Origin of the sequence: Microbispora sp. H13382 (genome assembly GCF_014161445.1) — a bacterium.
GTDB lineage: Bacteria > Actinomycetota > Actinomycetes > Streptosporangiales > Streptosporangiaceae > Microbispora.
In genome coordinates, this window is sequence record NZ_JABBXA010000014.1 from 46,780 (window position 1) to 63,391 (window position 16,612).

The window sequence follows — 16,612 nt, forward strand, 5'->3', positions numbered from 1 at the left end:
GTCCTTTCCGGGGGCGGCCATGGGAAGCGGCTCCGATATGCAACACGGCCGTTACGCAGGAGGCTTGACCACGGGTCAGGGGACGGGGATAACTGACCCGGGGGCCCGCAATCCGTAGGTTGGAGCCGTGGATGAGCATCGTGCCCTCGCCCCCGCTGGTCGGACGCGCCGCTGAGCTGCGGACCCTCATCGACGCGGTGACCCGGCCGCCTGCGGTCGTGCTGGTGGAGGGCGAGGCGGGCATCGGCAAGACCCGGCTCGTCCGCGCCGCGCTCGACCGGCTGCCGTCCGGCGACCGGGCCGTCCTGCTCGGCTACTGCCACCAGATCCGCGAGCCGTTCCCGTACGGGCCGGTCTTCGAGGCGCTGCGGGACATCAGGGGACGGCTCCCGGCGGCGCACCGGCTCAACCCGGTCACCGGTGCGCTCCGCGGCCACCTCCCCGAGCTGGCCGGCGCGCTGCCGCCGCCGCCCCAGCCCCTGGACGACCCGAGGGCCGAGCGCCACCGGGTTTTCCGCGCGATACGCGCCCTGCTGGCGGCCGTCGGACCGGCCGTACTCGTCGTCGAGGACCTGCACTGGGCCGACGACGGCACGCTCGACTTGCTGCGCTTCCTGGCCGGTCAGCCGCCGCGGGGGCTGGCGGTGGTCGCGACCTGCCGGCGGGACGGCACGGCCGGGCCGCCGCTCGGCAGGGCCTACCGGCACCAGCCGGACACGGCCAACGTGGTCGTACGGCTGGCGCCGCTGGACGTGCCGGGTGTGGCCAGCCTGGCCGGCGCGCTGCTGGAGCGGTCAGACCTGGCTCCCGGGTTCGTCGCGCGGCTGCACGAGCGCACGGCGGGCATCCCGTTCGTGGTGGAGGAGCTGGTCCGATCGCTGCCCGCCGGTCTGCCCGGCGCCGGCGATCCTGACTCGCTCGACCGTGCCGTCGACCGCGCCGGCGTCCCGCTGCTGCTGCGCGAGGCGATGGCCGAGCGGATGGCGGGGCTGTCCCCGGCGGCGGCGAGCGCGGTCCGGGCGGCGGCGGTGCTACGGCTGCCCGCGGACGAGGAGATGATCACCGCGGTCGCCGGAAACTCCGCCGGGCTGAGCACTCTTGGGCCGGGCTCCGCCGGCCTGGGCACCCTCGGGCCGGGCTCCGCCGGGCTGGGCACCCTTGGGCCGGGCTCCGCCGGCTTGGCCGAGGCGCTGCGCGCCGGGGTCCTGCACGAGCACCCCGGCGGCCGGTACGGCTTCCGCCACGCGCTGGCCCAGCAGGCCGTCTACGACGCCGTCCCTGGTCCGGAACGCCGGTCGGCGCACGTCAGGGCCATGGCCGCGCTCGCCGCCACGGACGCGCCGCCGCTCGTGCAGCTGGCCTTCCACGCCCGGCGGGCCGGGGACACCGGCGCCTGGGTGCGCCACGGGACCGCCGCCGCCAAGCAGGCCGCCGCGCTGGGCGACACCGCCCTGGCCGTCGAGGTGATCGAGGGCATGCTCGACGATCCCGATCTCCCGGCCACCGGGCGCGGCCCGCTGGTGCTGATGCTGAGCCGCCTGGCGGCGACGGGCCTGTCGCACCAGCGGGTGGTGCGGCTGCTGCGCCAGGTGCTGCGGGGCGACTTCCTCTCCCGGGACGTGCGCGGCGAGGTGCGGCTCAACCTTGGCGTCGTCCTGTCCAACCAGGCGGGCGACGCCGCCGCGGGGCGTCCGGAGATCCTGGCCGCCCTGGCCGAGCTGAGTGACCGGCCGACGCTGGCCGCCCGCGGCTGGGCCAGCATCGCGATGCCGGAATGGGGCACCGAGTCGCTGGCGGAGCACGCGGAGTGGATGGCCCGCGCCGAGGCGCTCGTCGCCACCGCCGACAACCCGGAGCTGTCGGCCGCGGTCCTGGCCAACCGGGCCTCCTTCGAGATGACGACCGGTTCTCCCGGCGCGTTCGACGTCGCCGCCCGGCTTCCGGCCGCCGATCCGCGTTCGGCCGTCCGGCGGGAGGTCGCCCGGGCGTACTGCAACCTCCACGACTCGGCGACCACCGTGGGGCTCTACGCGGCGGCCGAGCGGTTCGCCCGGGAAGGCCGGCGGCTCGCCCTGGAGACCGGCGCGCAGTATCCCGCCTTCCTCCTCGACGCCTCCGTGATCCGCAGGGAGTGGCTCACCGGACGGTGGGACGGGCTCCGTGACCGGGCGGCGTCCCTGGGGGAGTCGGCGACGGAGACGCCGCTGATCGCGGTGGACCTCTGGCTGGTGCTCGGATTGCTGGCCCTGGCGAGGGGCGAATGGGAGGAGGCGGTCAGGCAGCTCCACCGCGCCGGGCTGGACGCCCCGGACGCCCGCAACGTCCCGGTCGTGACGGCAGCCGCCGGGGGGCTCGTCGACCTGCATCTCGCCCGCGGGACGGCGGACGAGGCGGCCGCGGAGGCCGGGCGGGCGGTCGCCCGGCTGCGCCGCAAGGGCGTGTGGGTGTGGGGGGCGAGCCTGGTCCCGTCCGCCGTCGCCGCGTTCGCCCGGGCCGGGCGGACGGGGATGGCGGCCGATCTGGTGGACGAGTACGCCGCCGGGATCGCGGACCGGGTGGCGCCCGCGGCGCACGCCGCGCTCGACGCCGCCCGGGGCGTGCTCGCCGCCGCCGAACTGCGGCACGCCGACGCCGCCGCCTGCTTCGCCCGGGCCCGCGAGGCGTACGCCGCGCTGCCCCAGCCGTACGCGGCGGCGCGGGCGGCCGAGGGCGAGGCGCGGGCCGGGCTCGCGCGGGGGGACGTAGCCGCGGCGGCGGGTTTCCGGGAGGCCGCCCAGTGGTACGGCCGGCTCGGCGCCACCCACGACGCCGCCCGGTGCCGGCGGGCCCTGCGCGACATCGGGGTGGACGTCCCGCTGCCGCGCGGCGGGCGGCGGGGCGCCGGCGCGCTGTCGCAGCGGGAGCGGGAGGTGGCCCGGCTCGTCGCGCTCGGCCGGACCAACCGCGAGATCGCCGACGTGCTCTTCCTGTCCACGCGCACGGTCGAGACCCACGTCGCCACCGTGCTGCGCAAGCTCGGCGTACGGTCGCGGACCCAGATCGCGCCGCCCTCCTGACCTGCCCTGGACGCGGAAACCCCCGGGACCGCGTGGTCCCGGGGGCCGCGCCGCCGTCACTCAGAGCGTGATGCTCCAGGAGTCGAGGTAGCCGGTGTCGTAGGTGTACTGGTCACGGACCTCCAGGGTCCAGGTGCCCGCCGCCGTCTGGGTGACCGGGACGGAGTAGGTGCGGGTGCCGAAGGAGGCGCAGCTCCCGCCGCTGGACTTGACCGTGTAGTAGGTGCCGTTCGGGCCCTGGAGCCTGATCCGCAGGTCACCGGCGCAGGTGTGCGAGATCGTGATGCTCAGCTGCACCGGGGAGATCGCCGTGCCCGTGGCGGTCGAGGTGATCGGGCTGTTGATCGTGCTCAGGTCGTTGATCGTGTAGTCGGTGCCGTTGGTGAACGTGCGCGTGCCGGAGGTGCCCGACACGGTCAGCGTGTACGCCGCGGTGTGGGCGCCCGACGATCCGCTGCCGGTGACGGTGACGGTGTAGGTGCCCGCGGGTGTCGACGCGCTGGTGGCGATGGTCAGGGTGGAGGAGCCGCCCGAGCTCACCGACGACGGGCTGAAGCTCGCGGTGGCGCCGGAGGGAAGCCCGGAGGCGCTGAGGCTCACCGTCTGCGCGCTGCCCGAGGTCGTGGCCGTCGCGACGGTGGTGGTGGCGGAACCGCCCGGCGTCACCGTGCCCGCGGTGGGACTGAGCGACAGCGAGAAGTCGCTGCTCGATGAGCTGCAGCTCGCCTCGCCCGACTGCGCCGGCACGCCGGCCGCGCTCCACGCCGCCTTGGTGGCCGCGCACTCGGCGCTGCTCGCGCCGTACAGCTCGACCGCCGCCGCCAGCGACGCGGTCCTGACGTTGACGTACTTCCAGGTCGAGGTCTTGCGCATCAGCGCGCCCATGTAGATCTTGCCGGCCTTCTGGATGCCGATGCCGGTCACCGAGGAGGGGCCGCCGGAGCAGATCGGGCTGTTCGGCTTGCCGCCGCCCGGCGACGAGCCCTCGGCGAGCAGGTAGAACCAGTGGTTCAGCGGACCGGCCGCGGAGTGCACCTCGGTGCTCGGAATCGAGCTCGAGTAGCAGTTGGGGTCGCCGGCGAGGGACGGGTTGTACATGTAGCGGATCGGCCCGTCACCGACGAGGTTGACCTCCTCGCCCACCTGGTAGTCCGGCGGGTCGTTCGGGTTGTTGGCGTACGCCTCGGTGAGCGCGCCGAAGATGTCGCCGGTGGCCTCGTTCAGGCCGCCGTTCTCGTTGCCCGAGCCGGCGTTCCCCGGGGTCGTCTGGAAGATGGCGTGGCCGAACTCGTGCGCCACGACGTCGATCGGCGTGGCCTGGCGGGCGTTGTCCTGGGAGTGGCCGAAGTTGGTGTAGCTGCCGTTCCAGTACGCGTTGACCTGGTTCAGGCCAACCCGGGCGGGGAAGCCGCCGCCGTTGCCGTTGATGCCGTTGCGGCCGAGCCAGTCGCGCAGCATGTCCCACTCGCGCTGCACGGCGTAGAGCGCGTCCACGCAGGCCGTCTCCAGGTTGGTCCCGCCGCCGTTGCCCCAGGAGTCGTCGGTGCCGGTGTAGGCCGAGCCGTTCTGCCCGCCGCACCGGATGCCGCTGCGGGTGGAGTCGGTCATCGAGTACGACGTGCCGGAGCCGCTGGTGTTGATGGTGACCGTGCCGTAGTAGTAGCCGTTGCCGGTGCCGGCCCTCACCTGGTCGTAGGAGTCGGCGATCTCACCGGTCGTCGCGTCGACGAAGACGTGCTGGATGCTCGGCTTGCCGTCGGCGATGCCGGAGACCACCGCCTCCCACGCCAGGCGGGGCTGGGCGCCCCACGCCAGGACCACCAGGCGCGGGGCGGCGCTGTCGTCGACGCGGGACAGCACGGTCTTCGCCGTCGCGGTGGCGGTCTCGGCGGTGACCGCCGGCGAGGTCGGCACGCCCAGGGGGAGGGCGCCGGAGGCCGCCTCGGAGTCGCGCACCCGCCCATTGGCGTCGGTGACCACGACCGCGTCGCCGCCCACGATGGGCAGGCCCTTGTACGCGCGCTCGTAGGTGACGTAGTACATGCCGGCACCCGCCGTCACGGCGGTGCGCCGGTAGGTCTCGTTGGGGGACATGCGCAGGTCGTCCAGGCCGCTCGCGACGGCCTGGTCGGCCGCGGCCGCGGCCCGCTGTGCCGGATCGTCGGCGAGGGACCTCACCGCGACCTCGCTGCCGGGCGGGGGCTTCGCGGCGGCGGCTGTGGGGGGTGCCACGACGCCGGTCACGGCCAGCGCGGCGGTCGCCGCGAGCAGTGCTGTGCGCCTCATGGGCGTCTTCCTTTCTCTGCCTCCCACGCGGCGTCCCGCCTTGTGGGCGGGCACCGGCGGTCGCGCGGCCGGGAGACGAGCCCGGGCGGCGGACACCGTGGGAAGTGGGGGGTGATGAGAGAAATGGAGGGGGATGTCCGCTGTGCGGGGCACGAGCGGGCACGTCTCTCCCATGGCGGAATAAAAGGCTGGGAGAAAGAGAGGGGTTCTACGTCACGGGGCTCCTCGCTTCGCCGACCCGCCGGGGAAACCGGCTCGTGCGCGACGTTAGAACCATGGTCGGGACGCGAACATCCGTAGCGATATCCGTACATCTACGGAAAAGCGACTGCCATGGTGCGTAGGGCGTAAGAAGCGGCCGGCGAGGCGGAGAGCCGGGGGAGGGGCACTAGGTTCGAGGGCATGGAAAGGATGACCGAGGCGGAGTGGCGGGAGTTCGCGACGAGCGGCACCAGGACCGGCAAACTCGCCATAACCAGGGCGGACGGCCGGCCACACGTGACCCCGATCTGGTTCGCCCTCGACGGGGACGACGTGGTCTTCACCACGCACGAGAGCAGCGTGAAGGCCCGCGAACTGCGGCGTGAACCACGCGCGACCCTGTGCGTGGACGACCAGCGGCCGCCGTACTCGTACGTGATGATCGAGGGGGAGGCGACGCTGTCGGACGACCTCGACGAGGTGCGCCACTGGGCGACGGTGCTCGGCGGCCGCTACATGGGGGAGGACCGGGCCGAGGAGTACGGCAGGCGCAACGGCGTCGCGGGGGAGTTCCTGGTGCGGTTGCGCGTCGGCAGGGTCGTCGCCTTCAAGGACGTCGCCGGCTGACCCCCGCCGGCCGGTCCGCTTGTCCGCACACGGCCGCACACGGCCGCACACGGCCACGCGGGGGCAGGCGGGCGGACCCGGGACGGAGGATCCGGCTCGCGGAGCCCGGTTTCGGCGAGGCGCTCGCCCAGGTCGAGGACGTGCACCGGCTGGACCCGCTGCGGGCGATCGGCGGACGGGTCATCCCCGCCGTCGCCTTCCTGCGACGCCGAGGGGCGGGTGGGTTCCCGCCCCTCACCGATTCTCGCTCCGGCGGGCCTACTCGTCCCCGGCCGGGGAGGTGCCGCCCTTGCCGGGTTCGGCCATGCGGCGGTGCATGGCGGCCTTGGCCGTGTCCGGGGTGATCCGGCCCGCCACGCCCTGGACCTTGTTCACGAAGGACCCGGCGACGACCTTGTCGTCGCCCTTCATCAGCGCGTCGAAGCCCTGCCGGGCGACCTCGGCCGGGTCGTCCTTCTTGCCCGAGCCCACCCGCGTGTCCTCCTTGCCGGCCCGCTCGAAGAACTCGGTGTCCGTCGGTCTCGGCAGAAGCGAGGTGACGGTGACCCCCGAGTCCTTCAGCTCATTGCGCAGGGCCTCGGCGAACGAGTGGAGGAACGCCTTGCTGGCGGCGTACACGGCCTCGAACGGCCCGGGCGTGAGCGCGGCGACCGACGACGTGAACAGGATCTTCCCCGTCCCGCGGGTGGACATGGCGGCCATGGCGTATCCGATGCCGCTGGAGGCGCCCGTCACGAGCGCCAGGGGCCGTTCCGTCGTCGTCATCTCTCCTCCTTCGCGTCGTTTCGCCCGCCCGTCCCGCGCATGGCGCGGACCGCGAGCGCCAGCGTGGTGCCGTACACCACGTGCGCCGCGGCCATGACGACCGGGCGGCCGCGCGCGGGGTCACGCGAGGCGGGCGGCAGGATGTTCAGGGCCGGCACCCAGCCCTCGTAGGCGCCGAGCCAGATCAGCAGCGCGTAGCCCACGCCGAGGGGGACGCCGGCCCCGCGCCCGCGGGTGAACACCGCGAACGCCGCGCCGCAGGCGGCACCGAAACCCAGGTGCGCGGCGGCGCCGAGGACGTTCTCCCCGGGTTTCGGCCGGTGCCGGTGGCCGGGCAGGGCCGCCCGCACGATGTGCTTGGGCGGCTGGCCCGGCATCAGGCCGGTCTTCTGCCCGGCGAGCATCACCGTGCTCATCGTGACGGTGGACAGCGCGCCGGCGGCCGCGCCGCGTACGAGTTGGCGGATCAAGGTTCTCCCTCCAGGAGGCTGTTACAGGCGCCGGGAGAGCTTCTCGGCGAGTCCCGCGGGATCGGCGACCGTCATGGTCAGGCCAGGGTGGCGCAGCAGCCCGAACGGCTCGCCGCCCCGGATCGGCTCGTGGAACCGCACGCACAGTCCTCTGCGGGCGTTGGTGGCGAACGTCAGGCCCCGGTCGGCGAGCGACACGTGGACGCCGATCGCCCGGAACGGGGAGTAGGGGCCGGTCGTCTCGACGCCGGAGACGTTGGCCAGCGGGGTCTCGGTCACCCACGGCCCGAACCGGACCCGCAGGGTGCCCGGGCCGACCAGGACGCCGGCGGTGTCCGGGCGGATGCCCAGGACGGACAGAAGCGGGGCGAATCGAGGGTCGAAGTCGAACGCGTAGCGCTCCGGTTTGCCCGCGGTGGTGTCGTCGGTCATCGCCACCCCTCCCGGCGTCTGGGGTCCTGGCCCAGGATCGAGCACGTGTGCCGCGGGCCCGGTCGTCGCGGCGCGGCCCCCGGCTGCGGCCGGGCAGGGCGCCGCAAGGCCGCCATACCCTCACGACCGTGCCCAAACAGGGCGCCTCCCACAGCCGTCGGGGCGCGCGCCCGCCTCCCTCCTCGATCGGGGGATGACTTCTGCTGCGTACGGGAGAAGTGCTGACAGAAATAGGAACAGCTATCTCACTTCTGTCAGTAACTTTTTATGTTACAGACGAAAGTTCGTCAGGTCATTGACAAAGTTCCGAGATGCGGCTCACACTTCCGGAAGTCATCGCGTTAATCCGTAGATCATCGCCTCACCCGGGTCGGCGCTCGTGGGGTCGGCGTCCGAGGCGCGATGTGTTTTTCGTCCCGACAAGAGGAGTGACATGCGATCCTCTCGCACACGTCCCGGGCTGCGGTCGCGATCGGCTCTGGCTGCCGCCGTGCTCGCGGTGCCGGCCATGGTGCTCGGCTCGCAGGGCCCGGCCGCCGCGGCCGAGACCGGAGCCGCGCCCGTTCTCGACGCGGCCACGCTGTCGCCGGTCGCCGAGCCGAACTACAACGGTGCGACGAACACCGCGTACACCCCGTCGACCACGACCGGGACCAACGGCTGGTTCACCAACGGCGATGTGACGCTGAACCTGTCCGCCACGGACGACGACGCCGTCGCCTCGTTCCGCGTGACAGTGGGAACGGAGGCCGCCGTCGAGGTGCCGGCCGTGCGGAACGGCACCCGCGGCACGGCCACCTACGTCGTCACGGGCGACCGCAACAGCACGGTCCGCTACGTCGCGGTCGACGCGGCCGGCAACGTCTCGGCCGCCAGGACGATCAGCGTGCGGATCGACACCAAGCCGCCGGTCGCCGCCTGGCCGGGCGTCGCGAACGGCAAGGTGCCGCACAGCGCGGCGGCCTCCTCCATCACGCCGACGCGGACCGACCCCACCCCCGGATCGGGCGGCGCCGCGGTGCGGGACATGTGGATCGACGGCAAGTGGACCTACCCGCTGCCGCTCGACCCGGCCACCCTGTCCGTCGGCGCGCACACGTGGGCGGTCACGCTCGGCGACGCCGCCGGCAACGGGGCCACGTACACCCTGACCTTCCAGATCACCACCTCGGTCGCGGACGTCCGCGCCCTCGTGCAGCGCTACGTCGCCGCCGGCAAGGTCTCGGCCTCCAACGGCGACCGTCTCCTGGCGCTGCTCACCCAGGCCGACGCCGGTGGCGACGCCGCCGTGGCCGCGCTGACGCGCTTCGGCGCCCTGGCCGGCCAGGTCGTGCCCCAGGGCCACATGCGCGACTCCCTCGTGAAGGACGCCGCCTACCTGGTCGAGGAGCTCCGGGGGGTCCAGCACCCCGACGTGGCCACCGGCGTCACCGTGAGCGCGGCGCGCGGCATGGAGCGTGCGCCGTTCCGGCTCCCGGGCGAGTCCGTGCGCAACGAGAAGCCGAAGTTCAGGGTGCTCGCCTTCGGCAACAAGCCGGGCGCCTTCCGGCACGAGCACATCCCGCTCACCATGGCCGTGCTCCAGGACATGGGCCGGGCCAACAACTTCGACGTCGACGTGTACGACTACCTCAGCCCCGACGTCTCGGTGCCGAACCCCTTCGAGAGCATCGAGCGCCTGTCGCAGTACGACGTGATCATCGGCGTCTCGAGCGTCGGCAACGACACGTTCTCCACGGCCCGGCCCACCGAGGCCGACCCCAACGTCAAGGTGGACGAACAGGCCGTCCTCAAGCAGTACATCAACAACGGCGGCGGATTCGTCGCCCTGCACGGCGCCACCGACTCCATGCACCGGTGGGACTGGTACAAGGGCCTGGCCGGCGGCGAGTTCGACAACCACGGCTCCAACGGCAGCGGCCTTCAGAACACCTGCGGAGCCTGCAACATCGGCGAGCTGGTGACCGAGGACGGCACCAACCCGGCCACGCGCCAGTTCCCCGAGAAGCTGAAGATCGTGGACGAGCTCTACAACTGGATCGGCCTGCCGCGCCAGAAGACGCACGTCCTGCAGACGCTGAACGAGGCCACGTACGTGGGCAGCATCGGCGCCACCGCGGGCCGCGTCGAGGGCGCCGACCACCCGATCTCGTGGTGCCAGAACTACGACGGCGGGCGCGCGTTCACCCAGGCGCTGCTGCACAACTGGGCGAACACGCTCGACCCGTTGTTCCAGAAGAACATCCTCGAGGGCGTCAAGTGGGCCGCCGGTCAGACCGAGGCGAACTGCGTCAGCCACGAGGAACTGAGCAAGCTCGTCGCCGCCGGCGCGGCGGACGGGTCCGTCGGCGCCGACCTGGCCGCCCGGCTCAGCCAGGCGCTCACCGCGTCGTACGACGCCTACCTGGTGAAGGACTACGCCGGCGCGCTCGCGCAGGCGAAGGCGTTCCGTCAGACGGCCGACTCCGGCCACCTGGGCGGACGTGCCCAGAGCACGCTCCGGGATCGGGCCCACGAGCTCGTCGAGTGGATGAAGACGCTCGACGACAAGAGTGTCCACCTGGGGTTCGTGTCCCAGCCCAAGACGACGGCCGTGGGCAACGGTGAGGACGCGGTCTTCTCCGCGCCCGCCGAGGGCAGGAACGTCGCCTACCAGTGGCAGGTGAAGTCGCCGGGCTCCTCGGAGTGGGCCGACATGGCGGGCGAGACGTCCTTCGCGATCGCCGTCACGGCGACCCCTGACCTGTCCGGCTCCGAGTACCGGGTCCGCGTGACCGACCCGACCGGCGAGATCGTCTCCCGTTCGGCGTCTCTCAAGGTCAGCGGGCGCTGACCCCCGCTCCGGCGGCTCGGGCGCGCACCGCGCCCGGGCCGCCGGAGCCCCCCGACGAGACAAGGAGTGGACGGATGGGCCAGGCCCTCACCCGGGTCGCACTCGCCGTGGCAGCGCTCGCGTTCTGCGCCGGGTGCGGCGGGGCCGGCTCCGCCGCGTCCTCCGGGGTGAACGGCACGGCGAACGGCACGACGAACGACACGGCGGCGTCGCCGGTCACGTGCGACATGCGGCCGCGCACGGCCCCCGGCGAGACGACCTCCTGGGCGCACCCGGCCCAGTCCTTCTACAGCCCGTCCGACCAGGACATCCCCACCAGGGCGAGCCTCGACCACCTGCTCGTCAAGGACGACGCCCTGGTGATCGAGTACTCGACGCGGCTGCCCGCCGCGTCGCTGCAGGCGCTGCGTGACTGGACGTATATGCAGACCGCGACCGTGGCCGTGCCGGGGGACGACTCCGCCGCGCTGCGTGCCGTGATCGCCTCGACGGAGCTGGTCTGCGACGGCGTCGACACGGTGCAGCTCTCGGAGCTGGCCCGCAGCAGGGCCTTCGGCCAGGTGGCCGGACACGGCGACGCGGGATGAGGGGGCGCCGGCACCGGCCGCGGTAGGGCCCGACACGCACGGAGCCCCGGCCGGGAGGGCCGGGGCTCGGAAAGGCGTGCGGCGGCGGACGTCCGTCAGTCGGTGCTGATGGCGTCCACGAGGTCGCCCACCGGGCGGTCGGGCAGGGCGCGGGCGACGTCGGCCAGCGCGACGATCCCCACCAGCTTGTGACCGTCGATGACCGGCAGACGCCGGATCTTGTGCGTGGCCATCGTGGTCAGGATCTCGGCCGCGTCGTCGTCCGCGCCGATCGTCACGGCCTCGCCCTGGGCGAGCTCGCCGGCCTGGCACGACTTGGGGTCCTTGCCCTGGGCCAGTACCTTCACGACGATGTCGCGGTCGGTCAGCACACCCTTGAGCCGGTCGTCGGTGCCGCAGATCGGCAGCGAGCCCACGCCGAGGCGCGCCATCTTCTCCGCGGCGTCGAGGACGGTCTCCTCCGCGTTCACACACTCGGCTCGGGGGGTCATGATGTCGCGAGCGGTCGTCATGCCTTCTCCTTTCTTTCGTGTGTCGTACGCGCGGCCGGGGGACGGCCGTGCGAAGGGGCGGGGAGTGGGGACTCCCGCCGCCTACCCCCGACGGCACGGCGTACACGGCCATCCGGATTTTCGCCCCGAATTACACCCATAGTGGATTGGTTTGTACGCTTGCGCGTCATGAGCGTGATGGTGCGCAACAACGTGCGCATCATCGGCCGGCCTGACGGCCGCCCGATGGTCTTCGCCCACGGCTTCGGGTGCGACCAGAACATGTGGCGCCTGGTCGCTCCCGCCTTCGAGGACGAGTACAGGATCGTCCTGCGCTGACCAACAGCTTCTGCCGTACCGACCCGGACATCGCCAGGCGGTTCGCCACCGTCACGTTCATGTCGGACAACCGGGCCGACCTGTCCCGGGTGCCGGTGCGCAGCCTGATCCTGCAGTGCTCCGATGACGTGATCGCCCCCGTGGAGGTGGGCAAGTACGTCCACGAGAACGTCCCCGGCAGCGAGCTGGTGCTGATGCGGGCGACCGGGCACTGTCCCAACCTGAGCGCGCCCGAGGAGACCATCTCCGCGATCAAGAAGTTCCTGTAGGTGAGCCTCGCCGAGGAGGACGTCGAGGATCTCTACGAGCACGCGCCCTGCGGCCACCTGTCCACGCTGCCCGACGGGACGATCATCCGGGTCAACCGGACGCTGATCGAGCTCACCGGGTACGACCCCGGCGAGCTCACCGGCGGCATGCGGATCCAGAACCTGCTGGCCGTCGGCGACCGCATCTTCTACGAGACCCACTTCGCCCCGCTGCTCGCGCTGCAGTCGGTCGTCCGCGAGATCGCGGTCGACGTGCGCCGGGCCGACGGCACCCGGCTGCCGGTGCTGCTCAACGCGGTCATGCGGGGCGACCCGAGGGTCATCCGCTTCTGCGTCTTCGCCGCGACCGACCGGCGGGAGTACGAGCGCGAGCTGCTGCGCGCCCGCCAGCGTGCCGAGCGGTCGGAGGCTGAGGCGCGCGAGCTGGCCCGCACCCTGCAGCGCAGCTTCATCCCGCCGGCTCTGCCGGAGATCCCAGGACTCCAGGTCGCCGGGGCGTTCCGGCCGGCCGGAAACGGCGACCTGGTGGGCGGTGACTTCTACGACATGTACGAGACCGCCGGCGGCTGGGCCCTCGCCCTCGGCGACGTGTGCGGCAAGGGGGTGGAGGCCGCCGTCGTCACCAGCCTGGCCCGCTACACACTGCGGGCCGCGCCGATCCGGGAGCCCAGCCCCTCGGCGGTCCTGTCCGCGCTCAACCGGACCCTGCTGCGCGAGCGGGCGGGCCGGTTCGTGACGGCCGTGTACGGCCAGCTCGCACCCGCCGGCCGGCACTTCCGTCTCACGCTCTCCCTGGCCGGTCACCCGCCTCCGCTGCGGGCCCGGGGGGAGGCGGTCGGCGAAATCGGACGGCCGGGCAACGTCCTCGGCCTGCTGCCCAGCGTCAGGCTGACCGACGTGGACGTCGATCTCGTGCCCGGCGACGCGGTCCTCTTCCACACCGACGGTGTCGTCGAGGCCCGCAGGGACGGGGAACTGTACGGCGAGGAGCGACTGCGCCGACTGCTGGGCGACACCCGCGCCATGGAGGCGGACGGGATCGCGGACGCGATCGTGGCTGACGCCGTCGCCTTCCAGTCCGGGCTGACCCGCGACGACATCGCCCTCGTCGTGCTGAAGATCCCCGGCTGACCCGCCCGCGCCGGCGGGACGGGGGACGGCGACTGGTGATTTCCCCGATGCCGTGAGCCGAACCGATCGCGAGACTCCTTGTCATCCCCCACGGCAAGGAGATCTCATGCGTCGGATCGTCGGCCCCCTCCTCGGCCTCCTGGCCCTGCTCGGCTTCCTCGCCCCCACTGCCCCCGCCCAGGCCGCCACCCACGACCCCGTCGTCTTCGTCCACGGCTACACGGGAAACAGCACCAACTTCGCCGCCCTGCAGGCGTACCTGGTGGCCAACGGGTGGTCCGGCAGCAGACTGTTCGGCTACAACTACAACTGGGCCGGGTCGAACGTGGTCAGCGCCCAGGGCCTGGCCGCCTTCGTCAACCAGATCAAGGCCAGCACGGGCGCGTCCAAGGTGGACATCGTCAACCACTCGATGGGCGGCCTGGTGACGCGGTGGTACCTGCAGAAGCTCGGCGGAGCCGCCAACGTCGGCCACGTCGCCTCACTGGCCGGGGCCAACCACGGCACGACCTACGCCGGTGCCTGCACCATCTACGTCTCGTGCATCGAGATGCTGCCCGGCTCGGCGTACATCACCTCGCTCAGCGGCGACGAGACGCCTGGGTCGGCGAAGTACGGCACCTGGGTGTCGCCCTGCGACGGCATCATCATCCCCTATACCAGCACCCGGCTGTCCGGGGCGGACAACCACACCCTCGCCTGTGTCGACCACCTGTCGATCCTGAGCAACATCCAGGCGATGTCCGGCGTCCGCGACCTGCTCGACAGCTGATCGTCTCCGTGCCCCAACCGCCGGGCGGCCCGCAGGCCGCCCGGCGGTGTCCCGCGACTCCGCCACCGGCGCGCGCCCTCCTCGATCGGTAACGGCCCTGCCACAATCGCGGGGGAACGGCGGCTTTTACGCCACTTCGCGGGCACCCTGGGGTCAGGCAGGAACGGGGAGCCGGAAAGCGGGGGCGGGATGGCGTGGGCAGCCCGCGCGGGCGCTGTCGTCATGGGTGCGGTGTCCGCGGTGCTCGTGGCCGCGGCGCTGCTGATCCTCGCGGGGCTCCCGGCGGAGTGGCGGGTGCCGGGGACGGTCTCGCCGCTGATGCCGGCGGGGGTGACCTTCCCGGCGGTCGGCGCGTTCCTCATCGCGTACCGGCCCCGGCTCACGCTGGCGTGGCTGATGTGCGCGGGCGGGCTCGCCGCCGCCGTCCACGACTTCTGCCAGATGGCGATGCTGGCGTCGATGGCGCGCGGGGACCTCGCGCTCGCGGAGTTCCTGAGGTTTCCGGCGCAGGTCGGCTGGGCGGTGGGCGGGATCACACTGGAGACGCTGCTGCCGCTGTACTCCCCGGACGGCAGGCTGCCCTCGCGGCGCTGGCGGGCGGTGGTGCTGCTCGGTGTGGCGTCCGTCGGGACCGAGACGGCGCGCCAGTTCGTGCGGCCGGATCCGCCCCTCGAGGGCTATCCGCTCCCCGCGGTCGTCCACAATCCGCTGCAGATCCCGGCCCTGGCGCCGTACATGCCGGCGATCGGGACGCTGGCCTGGACGGCGATCACCGTGTCGCTGGCTCTGGCGGCGCTGTCACTGCTGTCGCGCTTCCGCCGGGCGGACCCGGCGGGCAGGCGGCAGATCGGCTGGCCGCTGTTCGCGTTCGCCGGATACGTCGTGTTCTCGCTCGTGGGCGTGGCCGCGCCCGAGCTGGTCTGGCTGTCGATCGTCTGGGCGGCGCTCGTCCCCGTCGCGATCGTGTTCTCGGTGACCCGCTACCGGTTGTACGGCATCGACACCGTCGTCAGCCGGACCTTCGTCGCCGCGGGGCTGCTGGCCGTGGTCGGCGGGGTCTACTTCGGTGTGGCCGCGCTGTCGAGCCTGGTCGTGTCCGGCTACGACCAGGTCGCCGGGCTCGCCGCCGCCCTGCTCACGGGCGCGTTCTTCCAGCCGCTGCGCCGGATGCTGCAACGTGCCGTCGACCGCCTGTTCTACGGCCCGGTGGGCGACCCGCGGGTGCTGGCCGAGCGGCTGGTCCAGGAGGTGCGCCGGGGCGATCCGGCGCAGGCGCTGGAGCCGGTGATCGGTGTGCTCCGGGAAGGCCTGGCGGTGCAGGGCGTCGCGGTGGAGGTGACCGGCGGTGAGCCGGGGCTCGGCGCCGGGGTGGTCAGCACGGTCAGCGGGCAGGTCGGCGACTCCCCGCGCGAGGTGCCGCTGGTCTGGCACGGCGAGCGGGTGGGGCGGCTGCTGGTCGGCCCGCCCGCCCCACGCCGCTTCCCCGCCGCGCACGACGAGCGGGTGCTGGCCACGCTGGTCCCGTACGCGGCCGACGTGGCGCACGCGGTGCGCCTGGCGGCCGACCTGCAGCGCTCCCGGGAGCGCATCCTGACCGCCCGGGAGGAGGAACGGCGGCGGCTGCGCCGCGACCTGCACGACGGCCTGGGCCGGACGCTCGGGGAGATGGCCATGGCCGTCACCATGGCCCGCGCCAGCCTGAAGAGCTCCCCGGAGACGGCGGACAGGCTGCTGCGCGAGTTGCGCTCCGGCATGGACACGGTCACGCACGACGTCCGGCAGCTCGTGTACGGCCTGCGCCCGCCCGCCTTGGACGACCTGGGCCTGGCCGCCGCCCTGCGAGCGCTGGCCGGGCGGGACGATCCCGAAGGCCCGGCCGCTGAGGTGCGCGCCGAGGGCGACCTGGCCGACCTGCCCGCCGCCGTCGAGGTGGCCGTCTACCGGATCGCGCAGGAGGCGCTGACCAACGTCCGGCGCCACGCGCGTGCCACCCGGGTCCGGGTGGAGCTGCGCCGCGAACCCGCGGCGCTGCGCCTGCTGGTCGCCGACGACGGCGTGGGCCTGCCGCCGGAACGCCGCACGGGTCTCGGCCTGACCTCCATGCGCGAGCGCACGGCGGAGCTGGGCGGGATCTGCCTCATCACCGGCGAGCCGGGGGCGGGCACCACGGTCGAGGTCACGCTCCCTGCGCCTGCCAACGGAGCACCTGCTAACGGAGCGCCGGCGGACGGAGCGCCGCCGGCACGGCGCCACCCTGCCGGTCCGCCCGGAGAGGCCGCCGGGATGTCCGGCGGGGCGGCCGATTTCGTGGTCTCCTGAAGCGATCCGCCCGGGCGTGGCGGTTCCGGTCACC

General features: G+C 73.2%; 14 protein-coding genes. 9 read left to right on the forward strand and 5 right to left on the reverse strand.

The annotated features are described in order from the left end of the window. The first annotated feature begins 131 nt into the window (after positions 1-131). Positions 132-3,056, forward strand: coding sequence for a LuxR family transcriptional regulator (locus HHX41_RS41950; protein WP_182908019.1), 2,925 nt, complete (start codon positions 132-134; stop codon positions 3,054-3,056). Between the two features lie 60 nt (positions 3,057-3,116). Here the strand turns inward: HHX41_RS41950 and HHX41_RS25575 are convergent, their stop codons facing one another. Then, positions 3,117-5,342: a M4 family metallopeptidase gene (locus HHX41_RS25575; protein ID WP_182908020.1), complete on the reverse strand. Its 2,226-nt coding sequence runs from the start codon at positions 5,340-5,342 to the stop codon at positions 3,117-3,119. A 402-nt stretch (positions 5,343-5,744) separates the two neighbouring features. Between HHX41_RS25575 and HHX41_RS25580 the strand changes: the two genes are divergently transcribed. Beyond that, the gene (locus tag HHX41_RS25580) at positions 5,745-6,170 is read left to right on the forward strand and encodes a PPOX class F420-dependent oxidoreductase (protein ID WP_169978152.1); all 426 of its coding nucleotides are present in this window, start codon (positions 5,745-5,747) and stop codon (positions 6,168-6,170) included. Positions 6,171-6,428: 258 nt separating this feature from the next. On the opposite strand, the gene HHX41_RS25585 is transcribed toward HHX41_RS25580, so the two are convergent. Genes HHX41_RS25585 through HHX41_RS25595 form a run of 3 tightly spaced genes read right to left on the reverse strand, consistent with a single transcriptional unit; the run spans position 6,429 to position 7,837 of the window. Beyond that, positions 6,429-6,935: an SDR family oxidoreductase gene (locus HHX41_RS25585; RefSeq protein ID WP_182908021.1), complete on the reverse strand. Its 507-nt coding sequence runs from the start codon at positions 6,933-6,935 to the stop codon at positions 6,429-6,431. After that, complete coding sequence (locus tag HHX41_RS25590; protein ID WP_182908022.1) at positions 6,932-7,405, reverse strand: DUF6789 family protein; 474 nt, start codon at positions 7,403-7,405, stop codon at positions 6,932-6,934. The genes HHX41_RS25585 and HHX41_RS25590 overlap by 4 nt, the downstream gene beginning before the upstream one ends. Positions 7,406-7,426: 21 nt before the next feature. After that, the gene (locus tag HHX41_RS25595; RefSeq protein WP_169978150.1) at positions 7,427-7,837 is read right to left on the reverse strand and encodes a hypothetical protein; all 411 of its coding nucleotides are present in this window, start codon (positions 7,835-7,837) and stop codon (positions 7,427-7,429) included. 433 nt (positions 7,838-8,270) lie between these two features. On the opposite strand from HHX41_RS25595, the gene HHX41_RS25600 reads away from it, so the two are divergent. Both HHX41_RS25600 and HHX41_RS25605 read left to right on the forward strand, forming a co-directional pair. Then, entirely contained in the window at positions 8,271-10,670 is a 2,400-nt protein-coding gene (locus HHX41_RS25600; RefSeq protein ID WP_182908023.1) for a ThuA domain-containing protein, read from the forward strand. Between the two features lie 74 nt (positions 10,671-10,744). After that, entirely contained in the window at positions 10,745-11,257 is a 513-nt protein-coding gene (locus HHX41_RS25605) for a hypothetical protein (RefSeq protein WP_182908024.1), read from the forward strand. Between the two features lie 95 nt (positions 11,258-11,352). On the opposite strand, the gene HHX41_RS25610 is transcribed toward HHX41_RS25605, so the two are convergent. Continuing rightward, complete coding sequence (locus HHX41_RS25610; protein ID WP_169978147.1) at positions 11,353-11,769, reverse strand: CBS domain-containing protein; 417 nt, start codon at positions 11,767-11,769, stop codon at positions 11,353-11,355. A gap of 168 nt (positions 11,770-11,937) precedes the next feature. Between HHX41_RS25610 and HHX41_RS40945 the strand changes: the two genes are divergently transcribed. The 5 genes from HHX41_RS40945 (at position 11,938) to HHX41_RS25630 (ending at position 16,578) form a co-directional block, all read left to right on the forward strand. Then, a complete protein-coding gene (locus tag HHX41_RS40945) occupies positions 11,938-12,087 on the forward strand; it encodes an alpha/beta fold hydrolase (protein ID WP_259401297.1) in 150 nt (49 codons plus the stop codon). Then, positions 12,033-12,356 carry an alpha/beta fold hydrolase gene (locus tag HHX41_RS42385; protein WP_396795154.1) on the forward strand — a complete coding sequence of 108 codons (324 nt, stop codon included), beginning with the start codon at positions 12,033-12,035 and terminating at the stop codon, positions 12,354-12,356. Before HHX41_RS40945 ends, HHX41_RS42385 begins: the two co-directional genes overlap by 55 nt. Beyond that, positions 12,357-13,487, forward strand: a complete 1,131-nt coding sequence (locus tag HHX41_RS41955; RefSeq protein WP_182908025.1) for a SpoIIE family protein phosphatase — start codon at positions 12,357-12,359, stop codon at positions 13,485-13,487. Positions 13,488-13,593: 106 nt separating this feature from the next. Next, positions 13,594-14,259, forward strand: coding sequence for a triacylglycerol lipase (locus HHX41_RS25625; RefSeq protein ID WP_182908026.1), 666 nt, complete (start codon positions 13,594-13,596; stop codon positions 14,257-14,259). Between the two features lie 222 nt (positions 14,260-14,481). Then, complete coding sequence (locus HHX41_RS25630; RefSeq protein WP_259401299.1) at positions 14,482-16,578, forward strand: sensor histidine kinase; 2,097 nt, start codon at positions 14,482-14,484, stop codon at positions 16,576-16,578. Positions 16,579-16,612: the final 34 nt, after the last annotated feature.